Origin of the sequence: Saccharopolyspora galaxeae (genome assembly GCF_016526145.1) — a bacterium.
Lineage (GTDB): Bacteria > Actinomycetota > Actinomycetes > Mycobacteriales > Pseudonocardiaceae > Saccharopolyspora_C > Saccharopolyspora_C galaxeae.
Genome location: NZ_JADDUE010000010.1, coordinates 73,905 through 87,496, shown reverse-complemented (window position 1 = coordinate 87,496; position 13,592 = coordinate 73,905). Strand labels below are relative to the sequence as shown.

General features: G+C 70.8%; 11 protein-coding genes. 5 read left to right on the top strand and 6 right to left on the bottom strand.

Going from position 1 to position 13,592, the window contains the following annotated elements; genetic code table 11:
* Positions 1-151: 151 nt before the first annotated feature.
* The 3 genes from INP57_RS22120 (at position 152) to INP57_RS22110 (ending at position 3,297) form a co-directional block, all read left to right on the top strand.
* Positions 152-1,333 (top strand): ROK family transcriptional regulator, encoded by a 1,182-nt coding sequence (locus tag INP57_RS22120; RefSeq protein ID WP_200072228.1) that lies wholly within the window; start codon positions 152-154, stop codon positions 1,331-1,333.
* Between the two features lie 241 nt (positions 1,334-1,574).
* Complete coding sequence (locus INP57_RS22115) at positions 1,575-2,330, top strand: SDR family oxidoreductase (RefSeq protein ID WP_200072227.1); 756 nt, start codon at positions 1,575-1,577, stop codon at positions 2,328-2,330.
* 97 nt (positions 2,331-2,427) lie between these two features.
* Positions 2,428-3,297, top strand: a complete 870-nt coding sequence (locus INP57_RS22110; RefSeq protein WP_200072226.1) for a LysR family transcriptional regulator — start codon at positions 2,428-2,430, stop codon at positions 3,295-3,297.
* A 114-nt stretch (positions 3,298-3,411) separates the two neighbouring features.
* On the opposite strand, the gene INP57_RS22105 is transcribed toward INP57_RS22110, so the two are convergent.
* Together INP57_RS22105 and INP57_RS22100 are read right to left on the bottom strand one after the other, a co-directional pair.
* Positions 3,412-4,599 carry an FAD-dependent monooxygenase gene (locus INP57_RS22105; RefSeq protein WP_295149817.1) on the bottom strand — a complete coding sequence of 396 codons (1,188 nt, stop codon included), beginning with the start codon at positions 4,597-4,599 and terminating at the stop codon, positions 3,412-3,414.
* Positions 4,600-4,669: 70 nt separating this feature from the next.
* Positions 4,670-5,230 carry a GtrA family protein gene (locus INP57_RS22100; protein ID WP_200072225.1) on the bottom strand — a complete coding sequence of 187 codons (561 nt, stop codon included), beginning with the start codon at positions 5,228-5,230 and terminating at the stop codon, positions 4,670-4,672.
* Between the two features lie 327 nt (positions 5,231-5,557).
* On the opposite strand from INP57_RS22100, the gene INP57_RS22095 reads away from it, so the two are divergent.
* Entirely contained in the window at positions 5,558-7,813 is a 2,256-nt protein-coding gene (locus tag INP57_RS22095; RefSeq protein ID WP_200072224.1) for a glycoside hydrolase family 3 C-terminal domain-containing protein, read from the top strand.
* Between the two features lie 63 nt (positions 7,814-7,876).
* Entirely contained in the window at positions 7,877-8,089 is a 213-nt protein-coding gene (locus INP57_RS22090; protein WP_200072407.1) for a hypothetical protein, read from the top strand.
* A gap of 110 nt (positions 8,090-8,199) precedes the next feature.
* On the opposite strand, the gene INP57_RS22085 is transcribed toward INP57_RS22090, so the two are convergent.
* The 4 genes from INP57_RS22085 to INP57_RS22070 all read right to left on the bottom strand — a co-directional run bounded on the left by INP57_RS22085 (position 8,200) and on the right by INP57_RS22070 (position 13,447).
* A complete protein-coding gene (locus INP57_RS22085; protein ID WP_200072223.1) occupies positions 8,200-9,585 on the bottom strand; it encodes an arsenic transporter in 1,386 nt (461 codons plus the stop codon).
* Between the two features lie 195 nt (positions 9,586-9,780).
* Positions 9,781-11,208 carry a sodium:solute symporter family protein gene (locus INP57_RS22080; RefSeq protein ID WP_200072222.1) on the bottom strand — a complete coding sequence of 476 codons (1,428 nt, stop codon included), beginning with the start codon at positions 11,206-11,208 and terminating at the stop codon, positions 9,781-9,783.
* A complete protein-coding gene (locus tag INP57_RS30405) occupies positions 11,205-11,510 on the bottom strand; it encodes a DUF3311 domain-containing protein (protein ID WP_307850210.1) in 306 nt (101 codons plus the stop codon). The genes INP57_RS22080 and INP57_RS30405 overlap by 4 nt, the downstream gene beginning before the upstream one ends.
* Positions 11,511-11,818: 308 nt before the next feature.
* Positions 11,819-13,447, bottom strand: a complete 1,629-nt coding sequence (locus INP57_RS22070) for a flavin-containing monooxygenase (RefSeq protein WP_200072221.1) — start codon at positions 13,445-13,447, stop codon at positions 11,819-11,821.
* Positions 13,448-13,592 lie beyond the last annotated feature (145 nt).

Genomic DNA, 13,592 nt, shown 5'->3' with positions numbered 1-13,592 from the left:
CGCCTCCTGCGGTCGGCGGTCCCGGGTCGCGGCCGGTCCCGGTCGAGGCAGAACCTAAACGACTTATGACTGATATTCAAGCAAAAGAAGCGCGTTCGGTGCGTTAAGCTCCGGCTGCCGGACAACCGGGTCAGCAGCGGAAGGAGGCCGGATGCCGCGCACCATCGATCGCGCCGCCGCTTCCGGGCCCGGCGCGATCCTGCACCTGATCCGCACCGACGCGGCCAGCACCCGCGCGCAGCTCATGCGCCGCACCGGCCTTTCCCGCTCGACCGTGGCGCAACGGCTCGACGCGCTGGTGCGCGCCGGCTACATCCGGGAGGTCACCGCCGAGGAGTCCACGGGCGGGCGCCCGGCCGGGATGTTCCGGCTCAACCGCTACGGCGGTGTGCTGCTCGCCGCCGCGATCGGCGGGCGGAGGCTGCACACCGCGATCACCGACCTCGCAGCAGCGCCGCTGGCCACGCGCACGGCGCAGCGGGACGTGGGCGAAGGACCGGAGCCGGTGCTCGGGACGGTCGCGGAGCAGTTCCGGGAGATGCTGGGCGAACTCGGCCACGGCGGCGACGCGGTGCGGGGCATCGGCATCGGGGTGCCCGGGCCGGTCGAGTTCGCGGCGGGGCGCGTGGTGTCCCCGCCGATCATGACCGGCTGGGACGGCTACCAGGTGTCGCGGTTCTTCGCCCCCGAGTACGACTGCCCTGTCACCGTGGACAACGACGTGAACTGCATGGCGCTCGGCGAGCACCGCCTGAGCTGGCCCGGCGAACCGCACCTGCTGATGATCAAGGCGAGCACCGGCATCGGCTCCGGCCTGGTGCTCGGGGGTGCGGTGCACCGCGGTGCGCAGGGCTCGGCAGGCGACCTCGGGCACACCCCGGCGCGCGAGCCCGGTTCGGCGCCGTGCCGGTGCGGGAACCGAGGTTGCGTCGAGGCTTACGCGGGCGGCTGGGCGCTGGTGCGCGACCTGCGCGAACTCGGCAAGGACGTGCACACCGCGGAGGACGTCGCCGCGCTGGCCCGCACCGGCGACCTCGAAGCGCGGCAGGCGATCCGGACCGCGGGCCGGGTGCTGGGGCAAGCCGTCGCCGACGCGGTGAACCTGCTGAACCCGTCGGTCGTCGCGATCGGCGGCGCGCTGGCCGAGGCCGAGGAGCACCTGCTGGCCGGCGTCCGCGAGGTCGTCCACCAGTGCGCCACCCCGCTGGCCACGCGCGACCTGCGGATCGTGCGCGGGCCGCTGGGCGGGGACGCCGGCATCGCCGGCACCGGCTGCATGATCGCCGACGAGCTGTTCTCCCGGGAGTCGGTCGACCGGGTCGTGCTCGGCTGAGATGCTCTGCGCCTGATCGGACGCCGCGGGTGCACGCGCCGGCACCGGGACCGACCACAGCGGACGGAACTAGCAGCACCGCTGCGATGGCGTCCGGTACCGAGCTTGGTCGCCGGGTATCCAAGTCTTTTGTGGACTCACCCGGAACTGCTGTTTCCCAGTGCCCGCGGCGCCCGCATAAGGTCGCTCGCGGAGTCGGAAAAGCGGCTCTGATCAGCATTGACGCCTGAAGGGAGCGGCTATGGCCGAGCGGGATCTGCAAGGCAAAGTAGCGCTGATCGGCGGCGGCGCCAAGAACCTCGGCAGCCTGGTGGCGACCACGCTGGCCGCCGCGGGCGCGCGGATCGTCGTGCACTACCACAGCGAATCCTCCGCCGACGACGCGGAAAAGACCGTGCAGGCGGTCAAGAACGCCGGGACCGACGCGGTCGCCGTGCAGGGTGACCTGACTCGGGTCAGCGAGGTGCGGCGGTTGTTCGACACCGCGGTGGACGCCTTCGGCGGCGTCGACGTCGCGGTGAACACGACCGGGATGGTGCTGCGCAAGCCGATCCTGGAGACCAGCGAAGAAGAGTACGACCGGATGTTCGGCATCAACGCCAAGGCGGCGTACTTCTTCATCCAGGAAGCCGGGCGCCGGATCAACGACAACGGCAAGATCATCAGCCTGGGGACTTCGCTGCTGGCGGCGTTCACCGACGGCTACTCCACCTACGCGGGCGGGAAGGCTCCGCTGGAGCACTTCACCCGCGCGGCCGCCAAGGAGTTCGCCGACCGGGGCATCTCGGTGAACACCGTGGCTCCCGGGCCGATGGACACCCCGTTCTTCTACCCGCAGGAAACGCCGGAGCGGGTCGAGTTCCACAAGTCGCAGGGGCTCGGCAACCAGCTCACCCAGATCGAGGACATCGCCCCGATCATCGAGTTCCTGGCCACCGAGGGCTGGTGGTTCACCGGCCAGACGCTGTTCCCCAACGGCGGCTACACCACTCGGTGAGCTCGCGAGCGGGGCGGCGGATGTTCGGGGAGCCACCCGCCGCCCCGCGTTTCGCGGCCGGGATGATGGTCCGGCGCGGCGAAAGGGGGAAGCACCGGTGGACCTGCACAAGCTGGAACATCTCGTTGCGGTCGCGGAGGAAGGCGGTTTCACCCGCGCCGCCGCGAAGCTGCACATCTCCCAGCAGGCGCTGTCCACCTCGATCCGCGCCCTGGAACGCGAAGTCGGGGTCGATCTGCTGAGCCGGAACCACGGCGGAGTCACGGTGCTGCCCGCCGGACAGGCGTTGCTCGACGACGCGCGGGTGCTGCGCGGCGTGGCGCGTTCGGCGCTGCAGCGCGCCCGGCGCATCGGCCGCGGCGAGACCGAACTGCTGCGCATCGGGCACACCCCGGCCGTCACCGGCGACGAGATCACCGCCCTGCTGCGCAGGGCGCACGACGCCAGACCCGAGTTGGGCACGCAGGTCAACCAGCGCTATCCGGAGGAGTTGACCGGCAACTTGCTCGCGGGCGAGCTCGATCTGGGACTGTGCCGGGCGATGATTCCGGCGCACGGGCTCACGCGCACCACTCTCATCCAGCAGCGGCTGCACCTTGCCGTGGACGCGGGGCACCGCTTCGCCGGGCGCGAGCGGGTCGAGCTGTCCGAGCTAGACGCGGAACAGATCGTGGTGTGGGGCCGTCCCGGGCAGTCCGCGTACACGGATCTGCTGATCGAGCACTGCAGGCGGGCCGGTTTCGAACCCCGGATGCATCGAAACCCGATCCAGGGCACGCCGCCGGTGACCGCCGTGCTCGGCACCGACCACGTCGCGTTCGTCACCGCACCGCTGGGATCGGCCGCGGACGGGCAGGTCCGGGTGGTCGAGGTGCAGCCCGCCGCGCACGTGCCGGTGCAGGCGATTTGGCCGCAGCACACCTCTTCCGACGCCCGCGACGCCTTCCTCGACGCTTTCGCCGAGTGACCCGCCGTCCTTTCCGGACTGATCGGGCTCTTCCGGAACGGCGGGAACTTCACCCCGACAACTCGGCCGACGGAGCTCTTCACGTGCGGGCCGCGACGACGGTGCGGGAGTCCCTCACCCCGGAAGTCGCGGGGGGATCCCGGCGTCGTGGGAGTGGATCCACGACAGCATCGCGGGCAGTTCTGAGTTCAGGGCGCGGTCGCGGGCTTCGCGGCGCGGACCGTCCGGCAGGTGCAGCAGCTCCGAGGCGACCCACGAGCTGCGTTGCACATTGCGGGTGCGCGCACGGCGAACCCGTTCGTAGGCGGCCAGCGCCGCGGTCCGGTCGGTGTGCCCGGCGAGCAGGTCGGCGAGCGCGATCGCGTCCTCGATCGTCTGGTTCGCGCCCTGCCCGTGGTGCGGCAGCATCGCGTGCGCCGCATCGCCGAGCAGCGTGATCCGGCCGCGGCTCCACCGCCCCAGCGGTTCTTGCCCGAACAGCGCCCAGCGCTGGTGCAGCGTGGTGGCGGTGACCATCTCGACGACACCGGGGTGCCAGCCCGCGAAGAACTCGGCGATCTCCGCTCGGGACGTGGCCATGGTCCAGGTCGGCGAGGTCCACTCGTGCGGCGCGTCCACCACGGCGAGGAAGTTGACCACGGAACCGTCGCCGATCGGGTAGTGCAGCACGTGCGCGCCCGGTCCGGTCCAGTACTGGATCGCGCCCGGGTCCGGCAGCTGCGGCATCTCCGAAACCGGGATGAGACCGCGGAATCCGCTGGTGCCGGAGTAGACGGCCGGGTCCTCGGTGGTCACGAGACTCCGCACCTGCGAGTGCACGCCGTCCGCTCCGACGACCAGGTCCGCCTCGGACGTGCTGCCGTCGGCGAAGGTCAACCCGACCTTGTCGGCGCCCGGCGTCAGCTCGGTGATCCGGCTGCCCAGCCGCACCTGCTGCGGCCCGCAGGCTCCGGCGAGAACGCGCTGCAGGTCGGCGCGGTGGATCCCGTAGAAGGGCGCGCCGAAGCGGCGTTCGTAATCCTTCCCCGCCGGATGCGCGGCCAGCCGCCTGCCGTCCTGCCAGTGCCGGTAGATCAGCTCGGTCGGTTCCGCCGAGCACTCCGCGAGCTGATCGCCCACGCCGAGCCGCCGCAGCAGCTTCGTCCCGTTCGCCGACAACGCGACCGCGGCGCCGACTTCGCGCAGCTCGGGCGCCTGCTCGTGCACCTCGGCGCGGATTCCGCGCCCGCGCAGCGCCATGGCCAGGGTCAGGCCGCCGATGCCGCCTCCGACGATGGCCACCTGCGGCTCGTGCTCCGTCACCTCGACCTCCCTGATCTTGTACCGACCGGTACATCGACAGGGCCGACAGTAGATGTACCGATCGGTACGGTCAAGGTCCGGCTCCGCTCCCCGAACAGCAGGATCGATCCGGGTCGGCGGACCGTTCGCCCGCTCTCACCGGTCGAGCGGTCCGCTCACTCCGCACGAGCCCCCGGCGGGTGCGCTGGAAGACCCAGAGGCGCAGCAGCGCGAATCGGCTGACGCCGCCGAACACGCTCATCGCGGCGACGCTGCCGGGATCGTCGTCGGCCAGATGCAGCAGGGCCAGCGCAACTGTGCTGGACACGCAATAGAAAGCGAGCGTCGCCGCGCTCTGCAGGTGCAGCCGCAGCCTGTGCACCGGCATACCGGTGAACACCATGCGGCGGTGCACCGCGGTGGACCCGAGCGTCGTGAGCAGCAGCGACAGCAGGTTCGCGGGTCCGGTGTCGAGGATGTTGCGCAGCAACAGGTACAGCACCGCGTTGATCCCGGTGGTCAGGCCGCCGACCCCGGTGAACAGCACGGCCTGCGCCACCGCACCGCGCCGCTTCGGCGCGGTGCGCCGCAGCCGGACCATCCACTGCGGACACCAGCCGTCGGTCAACGCGAAAGCCTCCCCCGTCTTCATCCGACCCGCCGTTCGCACCGCCGGTCGTCGCATCTCGACACTAGATCGGGAGTGCGCTAGACCCCTGGACAGAAGCCGGGCACGAGCTGGGTACCGACGTGTAGCCCGAGCAGGGCGATGACCTGCGACGATTCGGGCGAATCCGGCTGGGTCCGCGCCGCCGGAGGGAACATCCGCTCGGGAAATCCCTCGTGAGACGTTGCGCACCAAGATCGTCCACCAGGCCCGGCGGGCGGCGGCGAGGTGCGACGACCGGGGACGATCTCAGGTAGGAGTGGACGGAGCGGGCGCGTGAGCGCCGACCGGAGATCGTGCGAGGAGGCCGCCATGACCACGTCAAGTGCCGAGGAGTTCCACAGCACGGCGCTGACGCTCGACGAGAAGATCGCGCTGCTGGACGGCTCGGACTTCTGGCACACCGAATCACTCCCCCGCCTCGGCATCCCGTCGATCACGCTCACCGACGGCCCGCACGGCCTGCGCAAGCAGCCCGAAGGCGGCGACCACCTGGGCATCGGCGACAGCGTGCCCGCCACCTGCTTCCCCACCGCGGCCGCGCTGGCCTGCTCCTGGGACGTGGACCTGCTCGGCCGGGTAGGTGCGGCGCTGGGCCGGGAATGCCGCGCCGAAGGGGTTTCGGTGCTGCTCGGCCCGGGCGTGAACATGAAGCGGACGCCGTTGTGCGGGCGGAACTTCGAGTACTTCGCCGAGGATCCGCTGCTGGCCGGGCACCTGGCGGCCGCCCTGGTCGAAGGCGTGCAGGCGCAGGGCGTGGGCACCTCGCTGAAGCACTTCGCGGTGAACAACCAGGAGACCGAGCGGATGTCGATCTCCGCGGAGGTCGACGAGCGCACCCTGCGCGAGATCTACCTCACCGCGTTCGAGCACGTGGTCACCACGGCCCGCCCGTGGACGGTGATGTCCTCCTACAACCGGATCAACGGCGTCTACGCCTCCGAGAACCGGTGGCTGCTGACCGACCTGCTGCGCGGCGAGTGGGGATTCGACGGGCTCGTGGTCTCCGACTGGGGCGCGGTCAGCAGCCGCGACGACGCGCTGCGGGCCGGACTCGACCTGGAAATGCCGACTTCCGGCGGACTGGGCGGCGCGGTGGTGCGCAACGCCTACGAGGCGGGCACTGTCAGCGAGGACGAGATCGACCTCGCCGTGCAGCGCCTGCTACGGCTCGTCGAGCGCACGCGACCGGCGCTGCGCGAGGGCGGCGAGTACGACTCCGGCGAACACCACGCCTTGGCCCGGGAAGCCGCCGCGGGCAGCGCCGTGCTGCTCAAGAACGACGACGGAATCCTTCCGCTGCAAGGTGATTCCACGGTCGCGGTGCTCGGCGAACTGGCCCGGGCGCCGCGCTACCAGGGCGCCGGGAGCTCCCAGGTGGTGCCGACCCGGCTGGACGACGCGCTCAGCGCACTGCGCGCGGCGCTGCCCGGCGAGGTGCCGTTCGCACCCGGCTATTCCGTCGATTCCGGCAGCTCCGACGGCATCGCCGAGGCGGTCGAGGTGGCCGCGCGCGCCGATGTCGCCGTGCTGTTCCTCGGCCTGCCGCCGGACGCGGAGTCCGAAGGCTTCGACCGCGATCACCTGGACCTGCCAGCCGAGCAGCTCGAACTGCTGCACGCGGTAGCCGAGGTGCAGGAGCGGATCGTGGTGGTGCTCGCAGGCGGCTCGGTCGTGACGGTCGATCCGTGGCAGCAGCACGCCAAGGCGCTGCTGCACGGCTGGCTGCCCGGCCAAGCGGGCGGTGCCGCGCTGGCCGACGTGCTCACCGGCGCGGTCACCCCGTCCGGCAAGCTCGCCGAGACGATCCCGGTGCGCTACGCCGACACTCCCGCGTTCGGCAACTTCCCCGGAGAGTTCGACGCGGTCCGCTACGGCGAGGGGCCGCTGATCGGCTACCGCTGGTACGACGCGCGCGGGCTCGACGTGAGCTACCCGTTCGGCCACGGCCTGTCCTACACCTCGTTCGAATACCGCGACCTGGACGTGCGGATCCTCGACGACGGTCCGGAACCGAGCGTGCGCGTGGAGTTCACCGTCGCCAACACCGGCGGCCGGGCGGGCTCCGAGGTCGCCCAGCTCTACGTCGGCGACCCGGTCTCCGCCGCGCAGCGGCCGGAGCAGGAGCTCAAGGCGTTCCGCAAGGTCGCGTTGGAACCCGGTGCGAGCCAACGGGTTTCGCTCGAACTCGGCAGCCGCGCGTTCGCCTACTGGCACACCTCGATGGGCCGGTGGGTCGTGGAAGGCGGCGAGTTCGTGCTGCACGCGGGCACTTCCTCCCGGGACATCCGGCTGCGCACGACCATCGAGTTGACCGGCGAAACCGTGCGGGGCGTGCCGACTCCGGGCTCGGAGCTCGGCACCTGGCTGGACCACCCGGTGCTCGGCCCGCGGCTGCTGTCCGCGCTGGGCGGCGGCGGAATGATGGGCGAGCTGGTCTCCGATCCGCAGCTGATCAAGCTCGTGCGGGCGATCCCGGCCGAGCGGATGACCCGCTTCCCGGGAGTTCCCGTCACCGCGGAGATGTTGCACGAGTGGTCGGCCGAGGCGCGCAGTTCCCCGGCGTGACGGGGAACTCTTCCGGGCGGCCCGCTGCGAAGATCGGCTTCCGGTGGCTGCACACTGGGTGGCGTGGAGGAGAAGTTGGACAATGCGCGCCCACAGCTGACCGCGGCCGTGTGCGCCCACGTGGGAATCGGAGCCGACGACTCGGTGGCGCGGGCCGCCCGGGACCGGCTGGGCAATGCGCTGGCGAACTACCGGCGGCGCGCCTCGAACGGCCAGCACGGCCAGCCGATGGAGGACCGCCTGCTGCCCGGCGACGGGGATTTCAAGCTCAGCTGAGCGAGCGGCGCGCTGCCGCGGGTTCTGCTTGAGAAGTAGCGGCAACCGCTTGCGGCGCCCGGGGACTCAGCCGGACAACCGGCGGGTTCTCAGGTGTCTATGACCCCTACCTAGGCGTCCAGCACAGCGAGCCAGCCGGCGAGCGCGCACAGCGTCACCAGCAGTACGGGCACGGTGAGCACGATGCCGGTGCGGAAGTAGCGGCCCCATCCGATCCGCACCCCGTGCCGTTCGAGCACGTGCAGCCACAGCAACGTGGCGAGGCTGCCGATCGGCGTGATCTTCGGCCCGAGGTCGGAGCCGATGACGTTGGCGTACACCATCGCCTCGTGCGCCAGGCCCGGTGCGCTGGTCGCGCCGATCGCCAGCGCGGCGATCAGGACCGTCGGCAGGTTGTTCATCACCGAAGCGAGCGCGGCCGCCACGACACCGGTGCCCACCGCCGCGGCGAGCAGCCCGTGCGCGCCGAACCAGCCGAACAGCCCGGCAAGTTCGCGGGTGAGTCCCTGGTTGCGCAGTCCGTAAACGACCAGGTACATGCCGACGCTGAACAGCACGATCTGCCACGGCGCCTCCCGGACCACCTTGCCGACCGGGATGCGCCGCGCAGCACCGGAATCGCCGAGCCCGACGGAACTGCTGGGGCTGCTGGCCGGCACCAGCCGGGATTCCGTTGCGGCGTAAGCGAATGCGGGCCACCGGGCGGCGACCGACAGCAGCACCAGCGCACCCGCTCCGATCACCGCCGACAGCGGCACCCCGAGCGGTTCGGCGGCGAAGTAACCGACCAGCAGCAGGACCAGCACCACCCAGCCTGCCCGGAAGGTGAGCCGGTCGCTGATGGCCGAAGCCGGCTCGCCCAGCGCGTCGGTGCTGTAGCGCTGCGGCACGTCGCGGCGGAAGTACCACCACAGCACCGCCAGGCTCGCGGCCACCGACACCACCCCCACCGGCAGCATCACCAGCGCGTAGCGGGTGAACCCGATGCCGAAGAAGTCCGCCGAGACGATGTTGACCAGGTTCGACACCACCAGCGGCAGGCTTCCGGTGTCGGCGACGAACCCGGTCGCCAGCGCGAACCCGAGCACCGCCCGCTGCGGGAACCGCAGCGCGTGCACCACCCGCAGCACGATCGGCGTGAGGATCAGCGCGGCGCCGTCGTTGGCGAACACCGCCGAGATCACCGCGCCCAGCAGCACGACCAGCACGAACAGCCGGCGCCCGCCGCCGCGTCCCCAGCGCGCCACGTGCAGCGCGGCCCACTCGAAGAAACCGCACTCGTCGAGCAGCAGCGACACCAGCACGATCGCGACGAACGCCAGGGTGGCGTTCCACACCAACCCGACCACCGTGGGCACGTCGGAGAAGCCGACGACGGTCGTCGCCAGTGCCACGGCAGCGCCGCCGAGCGCGCTCCAGCCGATGCCGAGCCCCTTCGGCCGCCAGATCACCAGCGCCAGCGTTCCGGCGAAGATCAGCAGCGCGGTCAGCGTCATGCCACTCCCGTGCGGGTCGTGAATCGTCCGCACGATTTTCGCCGTGCTACGGAGCCGTAGGGGCCCAGTGCCGCTCACGTCACAGCTAAAAACCGATCCGCGTACCGCCGCCCTGCTCCGCCGCGGTACCAGCGCCGCGGCGGTCTCGCCGCTTCAACGAGTCGCCCCCGGAGCAGGTTCGCCGGGATCGGCGGCTCACCGGCCGCTGCGGACCACCTCGGGCGCAGCCTCCGGCGTGGACCGGCGCAGCACGGCCGAAACCGCGCCCAGCACAAGCACGTTCAGCGCGAGACCGACCAGCCCGGAACTGACGCCGAACAGCGTCACCCCGGTCACCGCCGAAGCCAGCACCACGCACTCGCCCGCGATCACTCCGGCCAGCACCGCCCCGGCGCGCACCGGCACGCGCTCGCGCAGTGCGAGCAGGTTCGCCGGTGCCAGCTGGATCATTCCGCTGTAGGTCAGCAGGTACAGGTCCGCCATCAGCTCCGGGCGCCCGAGCGTCAAGGCCAGCACCAGCGCCGAAACAACCCCTGCGGTGACGCGGCTGGCCCGCAGCCGCGACTCCGCAGGCATCCCGCTCGGCACCAGGTTGCTCGACACCAGCGTCGCGACGCAGATCAATCCGCCGGCGGCGGGCACCATGGCGCACGCGGCACCCGCGATCAGCACGACGGCCAGCAGCCACGGCGGCAACGTCTCCCGGGCCATGCCGAGCAATGCGGCGTTGCCGTCCGCGGAACGCCCGTCCGTGACCGCGTAGAAGCCCACCAGCACCGGGATCGCCACGGCCACCGTGTACAGCGGGAGGAAGACGTGGTTGGACGCCACTGCCCGCGCCGAATTCCCGGAAAGCACCGCGGGCCAGCTCGAAGGCAGCGTCATGCAGCCGAACCCGGCGCCGCTGACCAGCACGCTGGAGACGTACCAGACCGTGCCGTACTCGCCGCCGGGCTGGATCGTGAGCAGCTCGCGCGCGCCGCCGAGCACCGAGGCGAACAGCCCGCCCTCCGGCTGCCGCGCCAGCAGCACACCGGCCCCGATGATCACCAGCGCGAGCACCATGAGCACGTCTTTGAGGTAGGAGGTCGCGGCCACGCCGTGCAATCCGGACCACACCACGAAAAGCAGCACCAGCACCATCGCCACGACGATGCTCGTCGTGCCCGTGGTCTCATCGCCGGTCATGAACGACACGATCGTGCCGAGCCCGATCAGCTGCACCTGGATGACCGGCATGAAGAACACGATCGACAGCACCGCGGTGATCCCGCCGAGCACCGGCGAGCCGAACCGGTGCCGCAGCATGTCCGGGTTGGTTCGATAGCCGTGCCGCTTGCCCAGCCGCCACACCAGCGGCCCGACCAGGAACATCCCGACGTAGCCGATCACCAGGTACGACGGCATGTACATCGCGGCGACACCGCCGCCGAGCACCACCCCGGAGATGCCGAGGAACGTGAACGTCGTGAAGATCTCCCCGGCCTGCAGGAAGAACGTCGCCACGGCCCCGAACCGGCGCCCGCCGACCGTCCAGGACGACAGGTCGAACCCGCCGCCGCGCCTGCCCAGCAGGCCGATGACCGCAATGAGCAACAGTCCGGCCAGCGCGGTGACGATCATGCGCCGTCCTCCGCATCCGGCGCCAGCCGCCCGGACCGCTCGTCGCGGCGCAGCACGAACGCGAGGATCAGGCTGGTCAGCACGCACCAGGCGCACACCCACACCAGCACCGGCGGCAGGCCGAACCACGGGGTTGCGCTGTTGACGAACGGGAAGAACGGGGTGCCCAGCAGTGCGATCACCGGCAGCACGAGCAGGGCGTGGAAGGGCTTCACCGGCGTCCGCCCGCCGTGCGCTCGCGCCGCCTCGTCACCGTTGCCATGCCACGCCTCCCAACCGCCGCCGGAGTCCCGGCAGCGCACGATGCCGTGGCAACGCTAAGAATCCGCACCTCGGATGGCAACGGTCCGCGCCCGTAACCCCCGGCACGCCACACTCCGCCACCCCGCGGACACCCGCCGTCTCCCCCACTGCCGAACCGAGCGAACGGACCGTTTGACCAATCTAGTGGGACGAACAGGCCGTTCACTCGGCTCAACCTGCCCAGTTGGGGTGGCGCGTCGGGGTGTCAGCACGGGGTGCCTATGCGCGGTGGACCGTGAGCGAACGGACCGTTGGTCCCAATAGATTGGACGAGCAGGCCGTTCACTCGGAACCGGCGGGGAATCGCTCACTTGAGCAAGAAGCCGCGGTAGTCGTCGGCGGCGACCTGTTCGCAGGTGTCCTCGTAGGTGGCGAACCCGCCCGCGTAGGGCATGAAGACCCGCTCCTTGCCGGGGATGTTCGCTCCGAGGTACCAGGAATTGCCGCGCGGGAACAGGGTTCCGTCCGCCACCTCGTTGACGTGCGCGACCCACTCGTCCTCGGCCGCAGCGGTGGCCTCGATCGACTCGTAGCCGCCCGCTCGGACGTGCTCGATGCAGCGCGCGGTCCACTCCACGTGCTGCTCGATGGAAGTGATCATGTTCGTGAGCACCGAAGGGCTTCCCGGCCCGGCCAGCAGGAACATGTTCGGGAACCCGGCCACGCCCAGCCCGAGGTAGGTGCGCGGACCCGCCGACCACTTCGCCGCCAGCTCCGCGCCATCCCGCCCGCGGACGTCGATCCTGGTCAGCGCACCGGTCATCGCGTCGAAACCGGTCGCCAGCACCAGCGAGTCGAACTCGTGCGCACCGCCCGCGGTGCGCACCCCGCGCTCGGTGATCGCCCGCAGCGGCTCCGCCCGCGAGTCCACAAGGGACACGTTGTCCCGGTTGAACGTTTCGAGGTAGTCGATGTCCACGCAGATCCGCTTGGTGCCCAACGGATAGCTGCGCGGGGTCAGCGCTTCGGCGACGTCCGGGTCGTCGACCCGTTCGCGGGTCTTCTCCCGCACGAACTCCGCCGCGGTCTCGTTCGCCGCCGCGTCGCTGGCCAGGTCCGCGTAGGCGCCGAGCAGCATCGGACCGCCGATCTCCCAACGCCGCTCGTACTCCGCGCGCCGGGCCTGCTCGTCGACTTCGAGGGCGCACGTCGCGGTGTCCTCGCGCACCATGCCCGCTTGCGAGCGCCGCGCCAGCCGCCTGCGCTCGCGGTAGTTCTTCTTGATCTCGCGCTGCACCTCCGGTTCGAGCGGGTGGTTGCGCGCGGGCACCGTGTAAGCGGGGGTGCGCTGGAAGACGGTGAGCTGCGCGGCCTGCTCGCTGAGCACGGGAATGCTCTGCACCGCCGAAGAACCGGTGCCGATGATGCCGACCCGCTGCCCGGTGAAGTCGATCTCGCGGTGCGGCCACCGGCCGGTGTAGTAGACCGGTCCCGCGAACTCGTCGAGACCGGGGATGTCCGGGATCTGCGGGACCGACAGGCAGCCGGTCGCCATCACGCAGAACGTGGCGCGCACCGGATCGCCCTGCTCGGGATCGCCCTGCTCCGGATACACCGTCCACGTCGCGCTCGGCTCGTCGTAGTGCGCGGCCGCCACCCGGGTGTCGAACACGATGTCCCGGCGCAGGTCGAAGCGTTCGGCGACGTGCCGCAGGTATTCGAGGATCTCCGGCTGCGCGGGATAGCGCTCCTGCCAGTTCCACTCCTGCTCCAGTTCCGGGGAGAACGAGTAGGAGTAGTCCATGCTCTCGACGTCGCAGCGCGCTCCCGGATAGCGGTTCCAGTACCAGGTTCCTCCGACGTCGGAACCCGCCTCGTAGATCCGGGCGCGCAGGCCCGACTCGCGGAGCTTGTGCAGCATGTACAGCCCGGTGAAGCCGGCTCCGACGATCACGGCGTCGAGCCGCTCGGTGGCGCGCGGTGACGTGTTCGCCATGCGGGGCACCCGCTTTCTCGAGAGGCAGCCAGGACCAGAAGACCACGACGCGCCGCGAATGTGATCGACGCCACCGCCACCGTGCAGCGACGCCGATCGGAAAGTCAACGTTGACCGTTATATTGATCGTCATGATTACTCGTCC